The 20,377-nt window shown below is 64.9% G+C and carries 16 protein-coding genes; 11 read left to right on the plus strand and 5 right to left on the minus strand.

The window, feature by feature from the left end; genetic code table 11:
- The first annotated feature begins 224 nt into the window (after positions 1 to 224).
- From fadB to E8F11_RS20770, 6 genes are all read left to right on the plus strand, one after another.
- Positions 225 to 2,372, plus strand: coding sequence for a fatty acid oxidation complex subunit alpha FadB (fadB, locus tag E8F11_RS20745; RefSeq protein WP_280290752.1), 2,148 nt, complete (start codon positions 225 to 227; stop codon positions 2,370 to 2,372).
- A 19-nt stretch (positions 2,373 to 2,391) separates the two neighbouring features.
- On the plus strand, positions 2,392 to 3,567 hold the full coding sequence (gene fadA / locus E8F11_RS20750) for an acetyl-CoA C-acyltransferase FadA (protein WP_280290754.1): 1,176 nt from the start codon (positions 2,392 to 2,394) through the stop codon (positions 3,565 to 3,567).
- A 161-nt stretch (positions 3,568 to 3,728) separates the two neighbouring features.
- Entirely contained in the window at positions 3,729 to 3,965 is a 237-nt protein-coding gene (locus E8F11_RS20755) for a DUF1653 domain-containing protein (RefSeq protein WP_280290756.1), read from the plus strand.
- Between the two features lie 113 nt (positions 3,966 to 4,078).
- Entirely contained in the window at positions 4,079 to 6,685 is a 2,607-nt protein-coding gene (gene topA, locus E8F11_RS20760) for a type I DNA topoisomerase (RefSeq protein ID WP_280290758.1), read from the plus strand.
- Positions 6,686 to 6,751: 66 nt separating this feature from the next.
- Positions 6,752 to 7,270: a DUF6586 family protein gene (locus E8F11_RS20765; protein WP_280290759.1), complete on the plus strand. Its 519-nt coding sequence runs from the start codon at positions 6,752 to 6,754 to the stop codon at positions 7,268 to 7,270.
- Positions 7,271 to 7,341: 71 nt separating this feature from the next.
- Positions 7,342 to 7,575 (plus strand): hypothetical protein, encoded by a 234-nt coding sequence (locus E8F11_RS20770; RefSeq protein ID WP_280290760.1) that lies wholly within the window; start codon positions 7,342 to 7,344, stop codon positions 7,573 to 7,575.
- A gap of 81 nt (positions 7,576 to 7,656) precedes the next feature.
- Here E8F11_RS20770 and sulA read toward each other — a convergent pair whose 3' ends face one another.
- On the minus strand, positions 7,657 to 8,130 hold the full coding sequence (sulA, locus tag E8F11_RS20775) for an SOS-induced cell division inhibitor SulA (RefSeq protein ID WP_280290761.1): 474 nt from the start codon (positions 8,128 to 8,130) through the stop codon (positions 7,657 to 7,659).
- 10 nt (positions 8,131 to 8,140) lie between these two features.
- The gene (lexA, locus tag E8F11_RS20780; RefSeq protein WP_280290762.1) at positions 8,141 to 8,752 is read right to left on the minus strand and encodes a transcriptional repressor LexA; all 612 of its coding nucleotides are present in this window, start codon (positions 8,750 to 8,752) and stop codon (positions 8,141 to 8,143) included.
- 235 nt (positions 8,753 to 8,987) lie between these two features.
- Between lexA and E8F11_RS20785 the strand changes: the two genes are divergently transcribed.
- Genes E8F11_RS20785 through E8F11_RS20800 form a run of 4 tightly spaced genes read left to right on the plus strand, consistent with a single transcriptional unit; the run spans position 8,988 to position 12,017 of the window.
- Positions 8,988 to 9,695: a TetR/AcrR family transcriptional regulator gene (locus tag E8F11_RS20785; RefSeq protein ID WP_280290763.1), complete on the plus strand. Its 708-nt coding sequence runs from the start codon at positions 8,988 to 8,990 to the stop codon at positions 9,693 to 9,695.
- Positions 9,696 to 9,737: 42 nt separating this feature from the next.
- Positions 9,738 to 10,262: a L,D-transpeptidase gene (locus E8F11_RS20790; protein WP_280290764.1), complete on the plus strand. Its 525-nt coding sequence runs from the start codon at positions 9,738 to 9,740 to the stop codon at positions 10,260 to 10,262.
- A gap of 9 nt (positions 10,263 to 10,271) precedes the next feature.
- The gene (nagZ, locus tag E8F11_RS20795; RefSeq protein ID WP_280290765.1) at positions 10,272 to 11,270 is read left to right on the plus strand and encodes a beta-N-acetylhexosaminidase; all 999 of its coding nucleotides are present in this window, start codon (positions 10,272 to 10,274) and stop codon (positions 11,268 to 11,270) included.
- A gap of 9 nt (positions 11,271 to 11,279) precedes the next feature.
- The gene (locus tag E8F11_RS20800; RefSeq protein ID WP_280290766.1) at positions 11,280 to 12,017 is read left to right on the plus strand and encodes an S-methyl-5'-thioinosine phosphorylase; all 738 of its coding nucleotides are present in this window, start codon (positions 11,280 to 11,282) and stop codon (positions 12,015 to 12,017) included.
- Between the two features lie 89 nt (positions 12,018 to 12,106).
- On the opposite strand, the gene E8F11_RS20805 is transcribed toward E8F11_RS20800, so the two are convergent.
- Genes E8F11_RS20805 through mfd form a run of 3 tightly spaced genes read right to left on the minus strand, consistent with a single transcriptional unit; the run spans position 12,107 to position 18,750 of the window.
- Complete coding sequence (locus E8F11_RS20805; protein ID WP_280290794.1) at positions 12,107 to 14,710, minus strand: DEAD/DEAH box helicase; 2,604 nt, start codon at positions 14,708 to 14,710, stop codon at positions 12,107 to 12,109.
- A 36-nt stretch (positions 14,711 to 14,746) separates the two neighbouring features.
- Positions 14,747 to 15,268 (minus strand): CsiV family protein, encoded by a 522-nt coding sequence (locus E8F11_RS20810; protein ID WP_280290767.1) that lies wholly within the window; start codon positions 15,266 to 15,268, stop codon positions 14,747 to 14,749.
- Between the two features lie 35 nt (positions 15,269 to 15,303).
- Positions 15,304 to 18,750, minus strand: coding sequence for a transcription-repair coupling factor (mfd, locus tag E8F11_RS20815; protein ID WP_280290768.1), 3,447 nt, complete (start codon positions 18,748 to 18,750; stop codon positions 15,304 to 15,306).
- Between the two features lie 134 nt (positions 18,751 to 18,884).
- Between mfd and E8F11_RS20820 the strand changes: the two genes are divergently transcribed.
- Positions 18,885 to 20,351 (plus strand): glyceraldehyde-3-phosphate dehydrogenase, encoded by a 1,467-nt coding sequence (locus E8F11_RS20820; protein ID WP_280290769.1) that lies wholly within the window; start codon positions 18,885 to 18,887, stop codon positions 20,349 to 20,351.
- Positions 20,352 to 20,377 lie beyond the last annotated feature (26 nt).

Below are 20,377 nucleotides of genomic sequence, written 5' to 3' on the forward strand. Positions count from 1 at the left end.
CGTCATTGACAAGCGCGGACTTTTCCCCGAATCTGCGCTCACCCAAATCAAACGGGCGTATGAATTGAGCGTTTGTCTTGTCGGACGCTCCTGACCCAGCCCGAATATCGCGTCGGTGGGTGTGCCGGATCGATTGGGACTATGCTCCGGCAGCGCCGGGGGGCGAGTCCGCCGGTCGGCTCCGATGCGTACAGTCCAGTTTCCCAAACCGTGGAGATCAGTTGATGATTTACGAAGGTAAAGCCATCACGGTTAAGGCTCTTGAGGGCGGTATCGTCGAACTGAAATTCGACCTCAAGGGTGAGTCCGTCAATAAATTCAACCGTCTCACCCTGAATGAACTGCGCGATGCAGTCGTAGCCATCAAGGACGATGCTTCGGTTAAGGGCGTGGTTGTCAGCAGCGGCAAGGACGTGTTCATCGTCGGCGCCGACATCACCGAATTCGTCGACAACTTCCAGCTGCCCGACGAAGAGCTGATGGCCGGCAACCTCGAAGCCAACAAGATCTTCAGCGCCTTTGAAGACCTGGAAGTCCCCACCGTTGCCGCGATCAACGGCATCGCCCTGGGCGGCGGCCTGGAAATGTGCCTGGCGGCCGACTACCGCGTGATGAGCACTGAAGCCAAGATCGGCCTGCCGGAAGTCAAGCTGGGCATCTACCCGGGCTTCGGCGGCACCGTGCGCCTGCCGCGCATCATCGGTACCGATAACGCCATCGAGTGGATCGCCTCCGGCAAGGAGAACAAGGCCGAGGACGCGCTGAAAGTCGGCGCCGTCGACGCCGTGATCGCTCCTGAGCTGCTGCAGGCCGGTGCCCTGGACCTGGTCAAGCGCGCCATCGCCGGCGAGCTGGACTTCAAGGCCAAGCGCCAGCCCAAGCTGGAAAAACTCAAGCTCAACGCCATCGAGCAGATGATGGCCTTCGAGACCGCCAAGGGCTTCGTCGCTGGCCAGGCCGGCCCGAACTACCCGGCTCCGGTCGAAGCCATCAAGACCATCCAGAAAGCCGCCAACTTCGGTCGTGACAAGGCGCTGGAAGTGGAAGCCGCAGGCTTCGTCAAGCTGGCCAAGACCCCGGTCGCCGCCAGCCTGATCGGCCTGTTCCTGAACGATCAGGAGCTGAAGAAGAAGGGCAAGCTGTACGACGAGGCTGCCAAGGACGTGAAACTGGCCGCCGTACTGGGCGCCGGCATCATGGGCGGCGGCATCGCCTACCAGTCCGCGGTCAAGGGCACGCCGATCCTGATGAAGGACATCCGCGAGGAAGCCATCCAGCTCGGCCTGAACGAGGCCAGCAAGCTGCTGGACAAGCGCGTTTCCCGCGGCAAGCTGCCGGCCGCCAAGATGGCCCAGGCCCTCAATGCCATCCGTCCGACCCTGTCCTACGGCGATTTCGCCAATGTCGACATCGTGGTCGAGGCCGTGGTCGAGAACCCGAAGGTCAAGCAGGCCGTGCTGGCCGAAGTGGAAGGCGTGGTGAAGGAGGATGCGATCCTCACTTCCAACACCTCCACCATCTCCATCAGCCTGCTGGCCAAGGCGCTCAAGCGTCCGGAAAACTTCTGCGGCATGCACTTCTTCAACCCGGTGCACATGATGCCGCTGGTGGAAGTGATCCGTGGCGAGAAGTCCGGTGAAACCGCCATCGCCACCACCGTCGCCTACGCCAAGAAGATGGGCAAGACCCCGATCGTGGTCAACGACTGCCCCGGCTTCCTGGTCAACCGTGTGCTCTTCCCGTACTTCGGCGGCTTCTCCAAGCTGCTGGGCTTCGGCGTCGACTTCGTGCGCATCGACAAGGTGATGGAGAGGTTCGGCTGGCCCATGGGCCCGGCCTACCTGTCCGACGTGGTCGGCATCGACACCGGCCACCACGGCCGCGACGTGATGGCCGAAGGCTTCCCGGACCGCATGGCCGTTGAAGGCAAGACCGCCGTCGACGCCATGTACGAGGCCAACCGCCTGGGCCAGAAGAACGGCAAGGGCTTCTACGCCTACGAGATGGACAAGCGCGGCAAGCCGAAAAAGGTCACCGACCCGGTCGCCTACGAAGTGCTCAAGCCGATCGTCACCGAGCAGCGTGAAGTCACCGATGAGGACATCATCAACTTCATGATGATCCCGCTGTGCCTGGAAACCGTGCGCTGCCTGGAAGACGGCATCGTATCGACCGCTGCCGAGGCCGACATGGGCCTGATCTACGGCATCGGCTTCCCGCCCTTCCGTGGTGGTGCGCTGCGTTACATCGACAGCATCGGCGTGGCCGAATTCGTGGCCCTGGCCGACAAGTACGCCGACCTGGGCGCGCTGTATCACCCGACCGCCAAGCTTCGCGAAATGGCCAAGAACGGCCAGAAGTTTTTCGGCTAATTGAGCGAGAGTGAAGAATATGAGCCTGAATCCTAGAGATGCAGTCATTGTCGACTTCGGCCGCACCCCGATGGGTCGCTCCAAGGGTGGCATGCACCGCAACACCCGCGCCGAAGACATGTCGGCGCACCTGATCAGCAAGCTGCTGGAGCGCAACACCAAGGTCGACCCGGCGGAAGTCGAGGATGTGATCTGGGGCTGCGTGAACCAGACCCTGGAGCAGGGCTGGAACATCGCGCGCATGGCGTCGCTGATGACCCAGATCCCGCACACCAGCGCCGGCCAGACCGTGAGCCGCCTGTGCGGTTCCTCCATGAGCGCCCTGCACACCGCCGTGCAGGCGATCCAGACCGGCAACGGCGACGTCTTCGTGATCGGTGGCGTGGAGCACATGGGCCACGTCGGCATGATGCACGGCGTCGACCCGAACCCGCACCTGTCCCTGTACGCCGCCAAGGCCTCGGGCATGATGGGCCTGACCGCCGAGATGCTCGGCAAGATGCACGGCATCAGCCGTGAAGCCCAGGACCAGTTCGGTGTGCGTTCGCACCAACTGGCCCACAAGGCCACCGTCGAAGGCAAGTTCAAGGATGAAATCATCCCGATGCAGGGCTTCGATGAGAACGGCTTCCTGAAGGTGTTCGACTTCGACGAAACCATTCGTCCGGAGACCACCCTCGAAAGCCTGGCCAACCTGAAGCCGGCGTTCAACCCGAAGGGCGGCACCGTGACCGCGGGTACCTCCTCGCAGATCACCGACGGCGCTTCCTGCATGATCGTCATGTCCGCCCAGCGCGCCCAGGACCTGGGTATCCAGCCGATGGCCGTGGTTCGCGCCATGGCGGTCGCTGGCGTCGACCCGGCGATCATGGGCTACGGCCCGGTGCCGTCCACCCAGAAGGCGCTCAAGCGCGCCGGCCTGACCATGGATGACATCGATTTCGTCGAACTCAACGAAGCCTTCGCCGCCCAGGCCCTGCCGGTGCTGAAGGACCTCAAGCTCCTCGACAAGATGGAGCAGAAGGTCAACCTGCACGGCGGCGCCATCGCCCTGGGTCACCCGTTCGGCTGCTCCGGTGCGCGCATCTCCGGCACCCTGCTGAACGTGATGAAGCAGAACGGCGGTACCCTGGGCGTGTCCACCATGTGCGTGGGCCTCGGCCAGGGCATCACCACCGTCTTCGAGCGCATCTGAGCGTAGCGGAGATGAAAAACCGGGGCCCAGTGCCCCGGTTTTTGCTTTATATGTGGAATGCCACTGTAGGAAATTTCCAACAAGGGCTGGCCTCGGGCCGAATGAAACGGCACCATGCGCAACTTTTGCGGGATAGCCTGCATCAACACTGTGAGGCAACCATGAGCCTGCAACCGGGTCTCTATCGTCACTACAAGGGGCAGCAGTACCGGGTCATCGGTATTGCCCGGCATTCAGAGACCGAAGAGGAACTGGTGGTCTACCAGGCTCTCTATGGTGATTACGGCCTTTGGGTACGCCCGCTCAGCATGTTCACCGAGACCGTCCAGGTGAATGGCGAGCAGATCGCGCGCTTCGCACTGGTGAGTGCCGAGGCGGATCCCTTTCCGCAGCCCTGAGGGCTGTACGGCCAGGGGCGTGCTTGACCGCGCCGCGCTGGCCACTATATATAGCGGTGCCGCGACGGGCGGCTCCCGCCTTTTACATATTTCATTCAGGAATACACCGATCAATGGGCAAATCGCTGGTCATCGTGGAATCCCCGGCCAAGGCCAAGACCATCAACAAGTACCTGGGCAACCAGTACGTGGTGAAGTCGAGCATCGGCCACATCCGTGACCTGCCTACCAGTGGTTCGGCCAGTGCCGCCAAGGAGCCGGCCAAGCGTGGCAAGGCCGCTGCCGAGGCTCCGGCCCTGTCCGCCAAGGAAAAGGCCAAGCGCCAGCTGGTCGCCCGCATGGGTGTCGACCCGGACCATGGCTGGAAGGCCAAGTACGAGATCCTTCCCGGCAAGGAGAAGGTGATCGAAGAGCTGCGCCGCCTGGCCAAGGATGCCGACACCATCTATCTCGCAACCGACTTGGACCGCGAAGGGGAGGCCATTGCCTGGCACCTGCGGGAATCCATCGGCGGCGATGACAGCCGCTACAAACGCGTGGTGTTCAACGAGATCACCAAGAAGGCCATCCAGGAAGCCTTCTCCCAGCCCGGCGACCTCGATATCAATCGCGTCAACGCCCAGCAGGCGCGCCGCTTCCTCGATCGCGTGGTGGGCTACATGGTCTCGCCGCTGCTCTGGCAGAAGATCGCCCGCGGCCTGTCCGCCGGCCGCGTGCAGTCGGTCGCGGTGAAGCTGGTAGTGGAGCGCGAGCGGGAGATCCGCGCCTTCGTGCCGGAAGAGTACTGGGAAGTACACGCCGACCTCGGCACCGCCAAGGGCGCCAAGGTGCGCTTCGAAGTGGCGCGGGAGAATGGCGAGGCCTTCAAGCCGCTGAATGAAGCCCAGGCCATGGCGGCCCTGGAGAAGCTCAAGGCGTCGGCCTATACGGTCGCCAAGCGCGAGGACAAGCCGACTTCCAGCCGCCCCTCCGCGCCCTTCATCACCTCCACCCTGCAGCAGGCGGCGAGCAACCGCCTCGGTTTCGGTGTGAAGAAGACCATGATGATGGCCCAGCGTCTCTATGAGGCCGGCTACATCACCTATATGCGTACCGACTCGACCAACCTGTCCGCCGACGCCATTGATATGGTGCGTGGCTTCATCGACAGCGAGTTCGGCAAGAAATACCTGCCTGCCAAGCCGAACTTCTATTCGAGCAAGGAAGGCGCGCAGGAGGCTCACGAGGCCATCCGCCCGTCCGACGTCAATCTCAAGCCGACCCAGCTGTCCGGCATGGAGCGTGACGCCGAGCGTCTCTACGACCTGATCTGGCGCCAGTTCGTCGCCTGCCAGATGCCGCCGGCCGAGTACCTGTCCACCAGCGTCGCCGTCACCGCCAGCAAGTTCGAGCTGCGCGCCAAGGGTCGCATCCTCAAGTTCGACGGCTACACCCGCGTCCTGCCGCAACAGAGCAAGCCGGGCGAGGACGATGTGCTGCCGGAAATGAACGAAGGCGAGCTGCTCAAGCTGCTGCAGCTGGAGCCCAGCCAGCACTTCACCAAGCCGCCGGCGCGTTACTCCGAGGCCAGCCTGGTCAAGGAGCTGGAGAAGCGCGGCATCGGTCGCCCGTCCACCTACGCGGCGATCATTTCCACCATCCAGGAACGTGGCTACGTGGCGGTGCAGAACCGCCGTTTCTACGCGGAGAAGATGGGCGACATCGTCACCGAGCGCCTCAACGAGAGCTTCGCCAACCTGATGGACTACGGCTTCACCGCCGGCATGGAAGAGCATCTGGACGACGTCGCCCAGGGTGAGCGTGACTGGAAGCACCTGCTGGACGAGTTCTACGGCGACTTCAAGAAGAAGCTGGAGCTGGCCGAAGGCGCCGACAAGGGCATGCGCGCCAACCAGCCGACCCTGACCGACATCGCCTGCCGCGAATGCGGCCGGCCGATGATGATCCGGACTGCCTCCACCGGCGTGTTCCTCGGTTGCTCGGGCTACAGCCTGCCGCCGAAAGAGCGCTGCAAGGCCACCATTAACCTGGTGCCGGGCGACGAGATCGCCGCGGACGACGAAGGCGAGTCCGAATCCCGCGTGTTGCTGGGCAAGCACCGCTGCCCGATCTGTGCCACCGCCATGGACGCCTACCTGCTGGACGAGACCCGCAAGCTGCACATCTGCGGCAACAACCCGGATTGCTCGGGCTATGAGATCGAGCAGGGCCAGTACCGCATCAAGGGTTACGAAGGCCCGAGCCTGGAGTGCGACAAGTGCGGCAGCGAGATGCAGCTCAAGACCGGCCGCTTCGGCAAGTTCTTCGGCTGCACCAATGCCAGCTGCAAGAACACCCGCAAGCTGCTGAAGAGCGGCGAAGCGGCGCCGCCGAAAATTGATCCGATCCGCATGCCGGAGCTGAAGTGCGAGAAGGTCGACGACATCTACGTGCTGCGTGACGGTGCTTCCGGCCTGTTCCTGGCCGCCAGCCAGTTCCCCAAGAACCGCGAGACCCGTGCGCCGCTGGTGCAGGAGCTGATCCCGCACAAGGATGAACTGGACGCCAAGTACCACTACTTGCTGGCTGCGCCGGCCAAGGATCCCGAAGGGCGTCCGGCGGTGATTCGTTTCAGCCGCAAGACCAAGGAGCAGTACGTGCAGACCGAGGTGGAGGGCAAGCCCACCGGCTGGCGCGCCTTCTTCGACGGCGGCAAGTGGAGGGTCGAGGACAAGCGCTGACCGACTGCTGCGCGCCCGGCAACGGGCGCGCATATACTGCCTGAGTTCCCTGTGGAGGGCGCCGTCATGGCCCATGAGCTCTATACCCGCACCAACCAGAAACTGTTCTTCGCCGGTCTGTCGCTGGAGTCCTGGCGCAAGGCTGAAGAGGGCAGGGCGATGAATGCACAGGCCCTGGTGCAGTCCGAGCGCGAGGCGTCGCTCTTTCACCTCTACGGCGCCTTGCTCGGTCTTTGCCACGAGATTGCCGGCTACTACCGCTTGCCCGAGGCCAATGCGCCGCGCGTCGAGCTGCTGCTGACCCCGCAGGTGCTGGCTGCTGCGCCCAGCCCGGAACTGGCCGAACTGGTGGAGTTGGCCCAGCAGGGCGAAACCTGGCTGGCCGAACTGCTTGCGGCCTACCGGGCGTTGTTCCAGCCGCCGCAGGCGCCGAAGCAGGCCAAGGTCGATCCGACCCTGCCGCTGATTACGGCGGTAAGCGTGGAAGAGGAAGTGGCGCCAATTTCTCGGGAAACCCTGGAGTCCTGGCGGCAGAACCTGAAAGACCTGGCGCTGCGCTTCCGGGAAACCCTGAGCGAATGCTGATTTGATCGACGGACTAGGGCGTGCTGGCGGCTGACTGTTACAATGGTCGCCTTTCGTGGAGATTTGAGTCTATGCCTACGTCCTTTCTGGAAATAGTCGAACTGCCTGACGGGCGCATCATCCTGCGCCGGGCTGAGGACGAGGAGGCGTTGGTGACGCTGGACTTCTCTGCCGATGCCAAGGCCTTCCTCCAGGGGCATCACCTGGAAGTCGCCAAGGCCATGCTGAATGTCGGTGTGCAGATGGCTGGCCGGCTTGCCGAAGGCGAGATGGACCAAAACGACGGTCCGCGCGTCCTGCATTGAGGCTTGGTGCCGAATCTTCCGCTGATTCGGTTACCGTCTGATGTCATGAGGCCCAGGCTTTTGCCCGGCGCCCGCTTCTTTTCAGCCCAGCAGAATGTTCAGGCTTTGCGCGCCACCCTGGCGTGCGGCCTGCGCCAGCTGCCGTCTGGCTTTCTGGCCCAGTTGCAGCCAGCTGACGACTGTATGGCTACGCCCCAGGCGCAGCGCTTCGCAGGCCAGTTCCAGCGCGCTTTGCTCGCCTCGCGGTTGCAAGAGGAGGATGCGTTCGCGATTGAGCCCGGACTCCCGTAGCCAGGCCTGGGACAGGCTGGCGGGGGCGCCGATCAACGTCAGCCAGCGCGCGTCCTGTTCTTCGCTCAGTTCCCGCAGCACGGAGGCCAGCAGGTACCGACAGTGGCCGGTGGCGCCGCGTAGGGACAATTCGCTGAAGGCCTCCGGTTCTTCCGTGGGGGCTTCATCGACCATCTCGGTCAGCATCGGCACCACGGGGTTGGCCAGGATGGCGTCGTGGAACAGCGGGAGCTGGGACCGGCCAAGCGACTGCGGGAACTGCATAACGCCTCCTTTAGCGGCGAATCACGCCGACACTCAAACCTTCGATCACCAGGTCCTGTTCATCCAGGTTCACTTCGATGGGGGCGAACTCGGGGTTCTCGGCTATCAGCCATGCCTTGGCGCCTTCGCGCTTGAAGCGCTTGACGGTGACTTCGTCGCCCAGGCGCGCCACCACCACCTGGCCATTGCGGGCCTCACGGGTGCTGTGCACGGCGAGCAGGTCGCCGTCGTAGATCCCGATGTCCTTCATGGACATGCCGCGAACACGCAGCAGGTAGTCGGCGCGAGGGTGGAAGAAGTCCGGGCTGATACGGCAGGATTCCTCGATGTTCTGTTGCGCGAGGATGGGGGCGCCGGCGGCGACCCGACCGATCACGGGCAGGCCGTCGTCATCGTTGGCGCCGGGCTCGAAGCCGGGAATGCGGATGCCGCGGGACGCGCCCGGAGTCATCTCGATGGCTCCCTTGCGGGCCAGGGCCTTGAGGTGCTCTTCGGCGGCGTTGGGTGACTTGAAGCCGAGCTCCTGGGCGATTTCCGCGCGGGTCGGGGGGAAGCCGTTGTCTTCAAGGCAGCGCTTGATGAATGCGAGAATCTCGGCTTGGCGGGGCGTCAGTTTCAGCATGGCGGCGCTCTGTTTTTTTATACAGTGACTGGAATTATATACAGTGATCCGGTCTTGGCAACGCCTCTTTTCGGATTGCAGGTGCGGGGCAGGGGAGTTGCTACCGGCCGGACCGGCCGTGGAGGAGCCGGCCGATGAAGGCGTGGCGGTTGCGTCGGATAATGGGATGCGCGGCTTGACAAGTCGGCTGGCTGAAACGTATGTTTCAAACAAGTGTTTGTCAGGCGGAGGAGCCATGGCCCAGTCGGAAACCGTCGAACGCATCCTGGATGCTGCGGAACAGCTGTTCGCGGAGAAAGGCTTCGCCGAGACTTCGTTGCGCCTGATCACCAGCAAGGCCGGGGTCAACCTGGCAGCGGTGAACTACCACTTCGGCTCGAAGAAGGCGCTGATCCAGGCCGTCTTCTCGCGCTTTCTCGGTCCCTTCTGCCAGAGCCTCGAGCGCGAGCTCGATCGGCGCCAGGCCAAAACAGAGAGCAGGCCCAGCCTCGAAGAGCTGCTGGAAATGCTCGTCGAACAGGCCCTGGCGGTAAAGCCCCGCAGCGGCAATGACCTGTCGATCTTCATGCGCCTGCTCGGACTCGCATTCAGTCAGAGCCAGGGTCACTTGCGCAAGTACCTCGAAGAGGTTTATGGCAAAGTTTTCCGTCGCTACATGCTGCTGGTGAACGAATCCGCCCCCAGGGTGCCGCCGCTGGAGCTGTTCTGGAGGGTGCATTTCATGCTCGGCGCCGCGGCGTTCAGCATGTCGGGCATCAAGGCGCTGCGCGCCATGGCGGAAAACGACTTCGGGGTGAACACCTCGATCGAGCAGGTAATGCGCCTGATGGTGCCCTTCCTCGCCGCCGGCATGCGCGCCGAAACCGGCGTCACCGACGACGCGCTGGCCAAGGCGGTGCTCAAGCCACGCAACAAGGCCCCGTCCGCCGCCGCGAAGGTTTAAAACGATGGGCGCGGCTGGCCTGATCGGCTAAGCTTGCGGCCCATGCAAACCCTCGATCTCCTGCATATCTCCATTGCCGACCAGCAGCTCTACGGCTTTGCCGGGGGGCGGCTGGTTCTGCGCCTGCCCGTGTCTACCGCCTTGAACGGTGTGGGCGAAACCAATGGCTCCAATTGCACGCCTCGCGGCCTGCACCAGGTGCGTGCGCGCATCGGTGCCGGATTGCCAGTCGGCGCCGTGCTGCGTGGCCGGCGCTGGACCGGTGAAGTCTGGAGCGCCGAGCTGCACGAGCGCTTTCCGGGGCGCGACTGGATTCTCAGCCGCATCCTCTGGCTTAGCGGCTGCGAGCCTGGCCGCAACCGCCTGGGGAAGGTGGACAGCTTCCGCCGCTACATCTATCTGCACGGCACGCCGGACAGCGAGCCCATGGGGGAAGCCCGCTCCCACGGCTGCATTCGTCTGCGCAATGCCGATGTGCTGGAACTCTTCGACCGGGTACCCGTCCACTGTGCGGTACGCATAGACGAAGCGCCGTGCCCCGACTGGGCCGCGGCAGAACTCTCCTAAGGATTTTCCATGCAAGGTTCCCTGATGCTGGATATCGGCGGCACCTGGCTGACCGCCGAGGATCGGCAGATCCTTCGTCAGCCGGAAGTCGCCGGTCTGATCATTTTCGCCCGCAATATAGAAAGCCCGCGCCAGGTGCGCGAGCTCTGCGCGTCCATTCGCGCGGTGCGCCCGGACCTGATCCTGGCCGTCGACCAGGAAGGCGGTCGCGTGCAGCGCCTGCGCCAGGGCTTCCTGCGCCTGCCGGCCATGCGTGCCCTGGCCGACAACGCCAATGCCGAGCAACTGGCCGAGCAGTGTGGCTGGCTGATGGCTACCGAGGTGCTGGCCGTAGGGCTGGATATCAGCTTCGCGCCCGTGCTGGATCTCGACCACCAGCGCAGCGCCGTGGTCGGCAGTCGCGCCTTCGAGGGCGACCCGGCGCGCGCCGCGTCCCTGGCCGGCGCCTTCATCCGTGGCCTGCGCGCCGCGGGCATGGCCGCCACCGGCAAGCACTTCCCCGGCCACGGCTGGGCCGAGGCCGATTCCCACGTGGCGATTCCCACCGACGAGCGCAGCCTGGAGCAGATACGCCAGGCCGACCTGATTCCCTTCGCCCGCCTGGCCTCGGAGCTGGACGGCATGATGCCCGCCCACGTCATCTACCCCCAGGTGGACAACCAGCCGGCCGGATTCTCCCGGCGCTGGTTGCAGGACATCCTGCGCGGCGAGCTGAAGTTTTCCGGGGTCATTTTCAGCGATGACCTATCCATGGCCGGCGCCCACGTGGTGGGCGATGCCGCCGAGCGTATCGAGGCCGCGCTGTCCGCTGGCTGCGACATGGGCCTGGTGTGCAACGACCGCGCCTCCGCCGAGCTGGCCCTGGAGCGCCTGCAGCGCCTGGGTGCCAAGCCTCCGGCGAGCCTTTTGCGGATGCGCCGCCGTGCCTTTCCCGGCACCGAGTACCGCCAGGATCCCCGCTGGCTGCAAGCCGTTGCAGCCCTGCGCGAAGCCCAGTTGATCGATTGAGGAACCGACATGACCGTCTACGCCATCATCGGTGGTACAGGCCTGACCCAGCTCGAAGGCCTGAGCATGAAAGCGCTGCTCCACCCTGACACGCCCTATGGCGCGCCTTCGGCCGGAATTGTCCATGGCGCGTATGCCGGGCACGACGTGCTCTTCCTTGCCCGCCACGGCCACCCGCACCGAATTCCACCGCACCAGGTGAACTACCGCGCGAATCTCTGGGCACTCAGGCATGCCGGCGCCCAGGCGGTGATCGCGGTGAACGCGGTGGGTGGCATCCATCCGGCCATGGGCAGCGGGCACCTGGTGGTTCCGCACCAACTGATCGACTACACCCAGGGTCGTATCGGTACCTACTTCGAGGGCGACCTGGACCACGTCACTCATATCGATTTCAGCCATCCCTATGACGAAGGACTGCGCGGCAAGCTGCTGGCGGCGCTGAATGCCTGCGACTATCCGCACAGCGACTTCGGTGTGTACGGCTGCACCCAGGGCCCGCGCCTGGAAACCGTGGCCGAGATCACCCGCCTGGAGCGTGACGGCTGCGACCTGGTGGGCATGACCGGCATGCCCGAGGCGGCCCTGGCTCGCGAGCTGAACCTGCCTTATGCCTGCCTGTCCCTGGTGGTGAATCCGGCCGCCGGCAAGTCCGAAGGCATCATCACCATGGAAGAGATCCAGGCGGCCCTGGACGAGGGTATCGGCAAGGTGCGCAATGTCCTGGCCCATGTGCTGAAAGGCTGAATTCAGGTCAGTCCATCCCGCAGGGTACGCTGCGCGCACTGTGGAGTTCGCGGTGCGCATGGCGCAGCCTGCGGTCGGTTTCCCCTGGCTCAGGCGAAGCGGGGCAGGGGCGCGAAGAGGGCGTCGATGTCCTCGTCGTGCAGCCGCCAGTCTTCCTTCTCGCGTCCCTCGAGAATGCCGCGCGCCAGTGCGGCCTTTTGCGCCTGCAATTGCTGGATCTTCTCTTCCACCGTTCCCCGCGAAATCAACCGGTAGACGAATACCGGCTTGTCCTGGCCAATGCGGTAGGCGCGGTCGGTGGCCTGGCGCTCTACGGCCGGGTTCCACCAAGGGTCGTAATGGATCACGGTATCGGCAGCGGTGAGGTTCAGGCCGGTGCCGCCGGCCTTGAGGCTGATCAGGAAGAGCGGCACTTCGCCCTTCTGGAAGCGTTGGACCGGGGTGCGCCGGTCGCGGGTATCGCCGGTGATCTGCACATAGTCGATGGCGCGCTTGTGCAATTCATCCTCGATCAGGGCCAGCATGCTGGTGAACTGCGAGAACAGCAGTACCTTGCGGCCCTCGGCGATCAGTTCCTCGAGCATCTCCATCAGGCTGTCCAGCTTGCCTGAGCTGCTGCTGCGCGGTGAGCGCGTGCCGCTCTCCTCGATCAGCCGCGTATCGCAGCAGACCTGGCGGAGCTTCAGTAGCGCTTCGAGGATCACGATCTGGCTGCGGGCGAGGCCCTTGCGGCCGATTTCTTCGCGCACCTTGCTGTCCATGGCCAGGCGCACTGTTTCGTAGAGGTCGCGCTGACGATCGCTGAGCTCGACCCATTGGGTGATCTCGCTCTTGGCGGGCAATTCGGTGGCCACTGCTTCCTTGCTGCGGCGCAGCAGGAATGGCTTGATGCGCGCATTGAGGTGCGCCAGACGGGTGCTGTCGCCGTGCTTTTCGATGGGATTGCGGTAGTTGCGCAGGAAGTGCTGGCTGTCGCCCAGCCAGCCGGGCATCAGGAAGTGGAACAGCGACCAGAGTTCGCCCAAATGGTTTTCCAGCGGCGTGCCGGTGAGGCAGATGCGCTGCCGCGCTTCCAGCTGGCGTACGGCCTGGGCAGCCTTGCTTGTCGGATTCTTGATGTACTGCGCCTCATCGAGGATCAGCAGGTGCAGCGGCAGGTCCTGGAAGCGCTCGAGGTCGCGCGGCAGCAGGGCGTAAGTGGTCAGCAGCAGGTCATGCCCGGCCATCTGTTCGAAGGCTTTCTTGCGCCCCGGACCATGCAGGGCGAGGACCCTGAGTTCCGGTGCGAAACGCTCGGTTTCGTCGAGCCAGTTGGGGATCAGGCTGGTGGGCATCACCACCAGGGCTGGGCGGTCCAGGCGGCCGGCCGCCTTCTCGGTGAGTAGGTGGGCGAGGGTCTGCAGCGTCTTGCCCAGGCCCATGTCGTCGCCAAGGATGCCGCCGGCGCCGACTTCCCGGAGGGTCTGCAGCCAGGCCAGGCCTTCCAGCTGGTAGGGCCGGAGCTCGGCATGGAGGCCTTTGGGTGGGGAAATCGCGGCTTTGCCGCTTTCCCGCAGCTTGTGCGCCACCTGGCGCAGTTCGTCGCCGCCCTGCCACTGCAGGTCCATCCCCTCCAGATGGCTCAGGCGCGCCGCGTCGGGGCGGGCGAGGCGCAGGGTCTGGGTGGGGTCCTGGTCGCGCAGGTAGAGTTCGCCCAGGGTGGCCAGCAAGGGTTTCAGCCGGGAGAAGGGCAGCATCACCTGCAGCGGCCGGCCATCGGTGGCGCGGGTGGCGTCGAGCTGGAGGCGCAGCGCCTCGTCGTCCTTGCGCCGTTGCAGGTGGTGCGCGTCCAGCAGTTCGGGGTTGCGCTGGATCAGGCGCAGCAGCACCGGCAGCAGGCTGATGCGGCGGCCTTCGACCACTATGCCCAGCTCCAGGTCGAACCATTCGCGGCCGGGCGCTTCGTCCACTTCGGCATACCAGCCCTCGACCTGGGTCAGGTCGAACTGGAAGCCGGGGCGGATATCGATCTGCCAGCCTTGCTCGCGCAGGAGCGGCAGCTGCTGCTTCATGAAGTGCAGCCAGTGCTCGTCGCCGGGCAGCTCGAACATTTCCGCGCTGTTGGCGGGCAGCGCCAGGCTCTGCCGCAGGGCTTCCTTGAATCCCAACTGGCGCAAGGCGTCGCGCCAGGCCTGTTCGACGCGGAATTGCCGGGCGATGGCCAGGCGCTCGCCATTGACGCGATGGTGCAGGCGCTCCGGCCTTGCCGGCTTGCCATGGGTGAGGGCGCCGCCGTAGTCGAACACCAGGCCGGCCCTGTGCTGCTGGTTGCCCACCATGCGGCCACTGCGCAGGTCGTACTGGCTCTGGGCATGGCTGCCGAGTATCAGGTGCGGAACGGGTTGCAGGTCGTCCACCAGGCGCTCGCTGGGTGGCGGCACGGTCTGCCAGCCGGAGGCCGGCAGCGACAGCAGGTGGGCGATGGCAGCGACGCAGTGCTTGCAGTTGAAGCCCACCGGGCAGCTGCAGCGGCCGACCACGCCCAGGCCCTTGGGTGCCAGGCGGATCAGTTGCGTGTAGAAGTGGCCAGCGGAGCCTTCGCAACTGGTCTCGATGGCCTTGTCGCTCAGGCTGAGCAGGCGGATGCGATCTTCTTTCGCGTAGGCGAGGCCGCGGCTCAAGGCGCCTGGATCGAAGTCCAGGCGCCAATCCATCTGCTGGAGCTGGTCGAGCAGGACGCTCATGGCGCCTTAGAGCGGGCTGACGCGGATCAGGATGCCCAGATTGCCGTGGTCCAGGAAGGTGAGTTCGCCGTTCTTCAGGCGGCTGCCCTGGTGCAGGCGCTCGCTGGTGCTGATCAGGCCGCTGCCGTCGAAACGGTTGATCCAGAAGTCGGCCTGGACGTCGATGCTGCGGTCGATGGCCAGGGCCAGGGTGCCTTCAACGGGGAAGTGGCCCAGCTGCTGCTCGCCGGAGGTCAGCGAAACCTTGCTCGGGATGGCGGAGAGGTCCTGGGACCAAGCCTTGTGCAGCAGCACCTCATAACCGGCGTTGGGGTTCAGCTTGGCCGCTTCGCCGTCCAGCGCCGTGCCGCGCTCGCTGCCGGCGATGGACTGGCTGCCGGCCGCCCAGTCGTCCGGAGCGGGCTGGCTGGCGGGGATGGGGTCGCCAGCCTGGCGGAAGATGATCATTTCCACCGAATAGAGGCCGTCGGCGAAGGCAGTCGGGGCCAGCAGGGCGAGCAGCAGGGCGAAGTTACGGATGGCACGCATGGGTTGTTCCTTGGTATGGGCAATCGTTCCGCAGACTACTGCGGGGTCAGGCGTTCGAACAGCGCTTCAAGGGTATTGAAGCGTTCTTCCGGGCGTTCCATGGGCACCTGGAACTTGAACAGAGTGGCGCCTTCGAACTTGTAGCGCTTGGGTTGGCCCTGGATCAGCTTGATCAGCACCAGCGGATCGACGCAGGTGTCGGCAGCGAACTCGATGCGGCCGCCCTGGGGGCCGGAATCCACCTTGCGGATGCCGAGCTTCTCCGCCTGCAGCTTGAGCAGGGTCAGGCGCACCAGGTTCTTGGTGGGCTCGGGCAGCAGGCCGAAGCGGTCGATCATCTCCACCTGCAGTTCCTTCAGGCCGTCTTCGTCGGCCGCCGAGGCGATGCGCTTGTAGAGGATCAGGCGGGCATGCACGTCAGGCAGGTAGTCCTCGGGGATCAATGCCGGCACCCGCAGGTTGACCTCCGGCCCGCCGCCGAGCGGTTGCTCCAGGTTGGGCTGCTCGCCCTTGCGGATGGCCTTCACCGCGCGCTCGAGCATTTCCATGTACAGGGTGAAGCCGACGGCCTGGATCTGGCCGCTCTGGCCTTCGCCCAGCAATTCGCCGGCGCCGCGGATTTCCAGGTCGTGGGTGGCGAGGACGAAACCGGCGCCCAGGTCCTGGGCGTTGGCGATGGCCTCCAGGCGCTTTTCCGCGTCCGGGGTCATCTGCTTGCGCGGCGGCGTCAGCAGGTAGGCGTAGGCCTGGTGGTGGCTGCGACCGACCCGGCCGCGCAGCTGGTGCAGCTGGGCCAGGCCGAACTTGTCGGCCCGCTCGATGACGATGGTATTGGCACTGGGCACGTCGATGCCGGTCTCGATAATGGTCGAGGCCACCAGCACATTGAAGCGCTTGTGGTAGAAGTCGCTCATCACCTGTTCGAGATCGCGCTCGCGCATCTGCCCATGGCCGACGGCGATACGCGCCTCCGGCACCAGTTCGGCCAGCTCGGCGGCGCATTTCTCGATGCTCGCCACCTCGTTGTGCAGGTAGTACACCTGGCCGCCGCGCAGCAGCTCGCGCAGCAGCGCCTCCTTGATCGCGGTCTTCTGCCGCTCCATGACGAAGGTGCGCACCGACAGCCGGCGTGCCGGCGGCGTGGCGATGATGGACAGGTCGCGCATGCCCGCCACGGCCATGTTCAGGGTGCGTGGAATGGGTGTGGCGGTGAGGGTGAGGATGTCGACCTCGCTGCGCAGGGATTTCAGCTGTTCCTTCTGCCGCACGCCGAAGCGGTGTTCTTCGTCGATGATCGCCAGGCCCAGGTTCTTGAAGCGCACGTCATCCTGCAGCAGCTTGTGGGTGCCGATGATGATGTCGATCTTGCCGTCGGAAAGCTGCTGCGCCGCGCTTTCCACTTCCTTGGCCGACTTGAAGCGGCTCATCACCTCGACCGTCACCGGCCAGTCGGCGAAGCGGTCGCGGAAGCTGTTGTAGTGCTGCTGGGCGAGCAGGGTGGTGGGGACCAGCACGGCGACCTGCTTGCCGCTGTGCACCGCGACGAAGGCAGCGCGCATGGCGACTTCGGTCTTGCCGAAGCCGACGTCGCCGCAGACCAGGCGGTCCATGGGCTTGGGCGTCAGCATGTCCTCCAGCACGGCTTCGATGGCGGACTGCTGGTCTGGGGTTTCCTCGAAGGGGAAGCCGGCGGCGAAGGTGGCGTAGTCGGCCTTGGGGTCCTTGAATGCATAGCCTTCGCGGGCGGCGCGGCGGGCATAGACGTCCAACAGTTCGGCGGCGACATCGCGCACCTGCTCGGCGGCCTTGCGCTTGGCCTTCTGCCAGGTTTCCGAGCCCAGGCGGTGCAGCGGCGCCAGGGCGTCGTCGCTGCCGGTGTAGCGGGCGATCAGGTGCAGGCTGGCCACCGGCACGTAGAGCTTGGCTTCCTCGGCGTATTGCAGGGCGAGGAATTCTGCGGCCTGGTCCTCGATCTCCAGGGTGATCAGGCCCAGGTAGCGGCCGACGCCGTGGTCGATGTGCACCACAGGCGCGCCCTCGCGCAATTCGGCGAGGTTCTTGATCACGTTGTCGCCGGCGTCGCCACGGCGTTCGCGGCGGCGACGCTGCATCACCCTCTGGCCGAACAGCGGACTCTCGGCGATCAGCGCAATCCCCGGATCATCCAGCAACAGGCCTTCGTCCAGCGGGGCGATGGTGATGACCAGGCGCTCGGAGCTGGCGATGAACGCCGGCCAGCCCTCGACTTCCTGCGGACGCAGCTTGAGACGGGCGAGCATCTCCAGCAACACCTCGCGGCGCCCGGCGGATTCGGCGCTGAACAGCACGCGGCCTGGGAATTCGTCGAGAAAGCGGCGCAGGGCGGCCAGGGGCTCGGTGGCCTTGGCCTGGATCGCCAGGTCGGGCAGGGCGCGGGCGGAGAAGCGCTCGCGGCCGACACCGGAGTCGATGTCGTCCTGGCTCAGCACCAGGCGCGGTGAGCCCTTGAGTCGGGCGAAGCAGTCCTCCACCGGGAGGAACAGTTCGGCGGGCGGCACCAGTGGGCGCTCGGGATCGACGCGGCGTTCCTCATAGCGATTGCGTACATCAGTCCAGAACTGCTCGGCGGCCTGCTCGATGCCCGGCAGGGAGAACACCTGGGTGTCCGCCGGCAGGTAGTCGAAGAGGGTGGCGGATTCCTCGAAGAACAGCGGCAGGTAGTACTCGATGCCGGCCGGGGTGATGCCGCTGGCCAGGTCCTGGTAGATGGGGCAGCGACGGAAATCGACATCGAAGCGCTCGCGGAATCGTCCACGGAAGTCGGTGACGGCCTTCTTGTCCAGGGGGAACTCGCGGGCCGGCAATAGGCGGATCGACTCCACCTTGTCCACCGAGCGCTGGGTCTCGGGATCGAAGGTGCGCAGGGTTTCGATCTCGTCATCGAACAGGTCGATCCGATAGGGCAGGTCGCTGCCCATGGGGAAGAGGTCGATCAGGGCGCCACGCACGGCGAACTCGCCGTGTTCGTAGACGGTATCCACGCAACGGTAGCCGGCGGCTTCCAGACGCAGGCGCATCTGTTCCACGTCCAGCTTCTGGCCGACGTCCAGCACCAGGCTGGAGCCCAGCAGGAAGCGCGTCGGCGCCAGGCGGTGGAGGGCGGTGGTGATGGGCACCACCAGAACTCCGCGCTTTACCCCGGGCAGTCGGTAAAGGCTGTCGACCCGCTGGGAAATGATGTCCTGGTGCGGCGAGAAGAGGTCGTAGGGCAGGGTTTCCCAATCGGGAAAGTGCAGTACGTCCAGGCCCGGGGCGAAGAAACCGAGCTCCTGTTCCAGGCGTTCGGCAGTCTGGCTGTCGGCGGTGAGCAGCAAGGTGAAGCGCTTGCCGGCGCTGGCCGCTTCGGCAATCGCCAGGCTCAGGGCGGCACCGGGCAGGTTGCCCCAGTGCTGCTTGCCGGCGGTGGAGGGCAGGGTCGGGAGGCGCAATACGGACGCGGGCAAGGGGGGCTCCGGTCGGAAAAATGATCGGCGGATTGTAACTATCCCGACTAGCGGATGTCAGTCTTCAGGCTGCTACTGATTGCCGACGCCTACGCGCGCCGTCATAATGTAGCCCCTTTTTTCATCCCCTACATATGTGGAAGGTACTGCCCGTGACTCAGAAGCCCGACCAGTGTCTCGGTGAATGGATCGATCGTGAAGCCCTCGCGGAAGCCATGATTCCGATGATCGGCCAGCTTTATCGCAACAACAACGTTGTGACCTCGATCTATGGCCGTGGCCTGATCAACCGCTCCGTGATTGCCATCCTCAAGGCCCACCGCTTCGCGCGTCATCGCCTGGCCGATGAGGCCGAGCTGTCGGTCCACGAGACCTTCCCCATCCTCAAGGCCATGAGCGAGCTCAAGCTGGGCGCCGCCTCCGTGGACCTGGGCAAGATGGTCGCCAAGTTCAAGGCCGAAGGTAATGGCCGCAGCATCGAGCAGTTCACCAAGGACGAGCTGGCCGATGTGGTCGGCAAGCAGAACGGCTCCGGCCGCGAAGGCACCGACGTCGTCCTTTACGGCTTCGGCCGTATCGGTCGCCTGCTGGCGCGCATCCTGATCGAGAAGACCGGTGGTGGCGACGGCCTGCGTCTGCGCGCCATCGTCGTCCGCAAGGGCGCCGAGAACGACCTGGTCAAGCGCGCCAGCCTGCTGCGCCGCGACTCCGTACACGGTCCGTTCGACGGCACCATCGTCATCGACGAAGAAAACAACACCCTGACCGCCAATGGCAACCTGATCCAGGTGATCTACTCCAACGATCCGGCCTCGATCGACTACACCGCCTACGGCATCAAGAAGGCCCTGCTGGTCGACAATACCGGCAAGTGGCGCGACGCCGAAGGCCTGGGCCAGCACCTGAAGTGCCCGGGCATCGATCGCGTGGTCCTGACCGCTCCGGGCAAAGGCGCGCTGAAGAACATCGTCCATGGCATCAACCACGGCGAGATCACCGCTGAAGACCGCATTGTCTCCGCGGCTTCCTGCACCACCAACGCCATCGTGCCGGTGCTGAAGGCGGTCAACGATCAGTTCGGCATCATCAACGGCCACGTCGAAACCGTTCACTCGTACACCAACGACCAGAACCTGATCGACAACTTCCACAAGGGCAGCCGCCGCGGCCGCAGCGCTCCGCTGAACATGGTGATCACCGAGACCGGTGCCGCCACCGCCGCCGCCAAGGCCCTGCCGGTGCTGAAAGGCAAGCTGACCGGCAACGCCATCCGCGTACCGACGCCGAACGTCTCCATGGCTATCCTGAACCTGAACCTGGAGAAGGCCACCACTCGCGACGAGATCAACGAGTACCTGCGCCATGCGGCCATGCACTCGGACCTGCACAAGCAGATCGACTACGTCTCCTCTCAGGAAGTGGTGTCCTCGGACTTCGTCGGTTCCCGCCACGCCGGTGTGGTGGACGCCGAGGCGACCATCTGCAACGACAACCGCGTCGTCCTCTATGTCTGGTACGACAACGAGTTCGGCTACAGCTGCCAGGTGGTCCGCGTGATGGAAGACATGGCCGGGGTCAACCCGCCGTCTTTCCCTAACTAAGCCACTGCGGCATTAAAACGGGAGCT

It is taken from the genome of Pseudomonas sp. BN417, assembly GCF_029871205.1.
In the GTDB taxonomy this organism is placed as follows: domain Bacteria; phylum Pseudomonadota; class Gammaproteobacteria; order Pseudomonadales; family Pseudomonadaceae; genus Metapseudomonas.

What these genes read in the sequence shown, in the direction of transcription:
- fadB (WP_280290752.1), top strand. Translation starts at nt 225, where the DNA reads ATGATTTACGAAGGTAAAGCCATCACGGTTAAGGCTCTTGAGGGCGGT.
- fadA (WP_280290754.1), top strand. Translation starts at nt 2,392, where the DNA reads ATGAGCCTGAATCCTAGAGATGCAGTCATTGTCGACTTCGGCCGCACC.
- E8F11_RS20755 (WP_280290756.1), top strand. Translation starts at nt 3,729, where the DNA reads ATGAGCCTGCAACCGGGTCTCTATCGTCACTACAAGGGGCAGCAGTAC.
- topA (WP_280290758.1), top strand. Translation starts at nt 4,079, where the DNA reads ATGGGCAAATCGCTGGTCATCGTGGAATCCCCGGCCAAGGCCAAGACC.
- E8F11_RS20765 (WP_280290759.1), top strand. Translation starts at nt 6,752, where the DNA reads ATGGCCCATGAGCTCTATACCCGCACCAACCAGAAACTGTTCTTCGCC.
- E8F11_RS20770 (WP_280290760.1), top strand. Translation starts at nt 7,342, where the DNA reads ATGCCTACGTCCTTTCTGGAAATAGTCGAACTGCCTGACGGGCGCATC.
- sulA (WP_280290761.1), bottom strand. Translation starts at nt 8,130, where the DNA reads ATGCAGTTCCCGCAGTCGCTTGGCCGGTCCCAGCTCCCGCTGTTCCAC.
- lexA (WP_280290762.1), bottom strand. Translation starts at nt 8,752, where the DNA reads ATGCTGAAACTGACGCCCCGCCAAGCCGAGATTCTCGCATTCATCAAG.
- E8F11_RS20785 (WP_280290763.1), top strand. Translation starts at nt 8,988, where the DNA reads ATGGCCCAGTCGGAAACCGTCGAACGCATCCTGGATGCTGCGGAACAG.
- E8F11_RS20790 (WP_280290764.1), top strand. Translation starts at nt 9,738, where the DNA reads ATGCAAACCCTCGATCTCCTGCATATCTCCATTGCCGACCAGCAGCTC.
- nagZ (WP_280290765.1), top strand. Translation starts at nt 10,272, where the DNA reads ATGCAAGGTTCCCTGATGCTGGATATCGGCGGCACCTGGCTGACCGCC.
- E8F11_RS20800 (WP_280290766.1), top strand. Translation starts at nt 11,280, where the DNA reads ATGACCGTCTACGCCATCATCGGTGGTACAGGCCTGACCCAGCTCGAA.
- E8F11_RS20805 (WP_280290794.1), bottom strand. Translation starts at nt 14,710, where the DNA reads ATGGATTGGCGCCTGGACTTCGATCCAGGCGCCTTGAGCCGCGGCCTC.
- E8F11_RS20810 (WP_280290767.1), bottom strand. Translation starts at nt 15,268, where the DNA reads ATGCGTGCCATCCGTAACTTCGCCCTGCTGCTCGCCCTGCTGGCCCCG.
- E8F11_RS20820 (WP_280290769.1), top strand. Translation starts at nt 18,885, where the DNA reads ATGTGGAAGGTACTGCCCGTGACTCAGAAGCCCGACCAGTGTCTCGGT.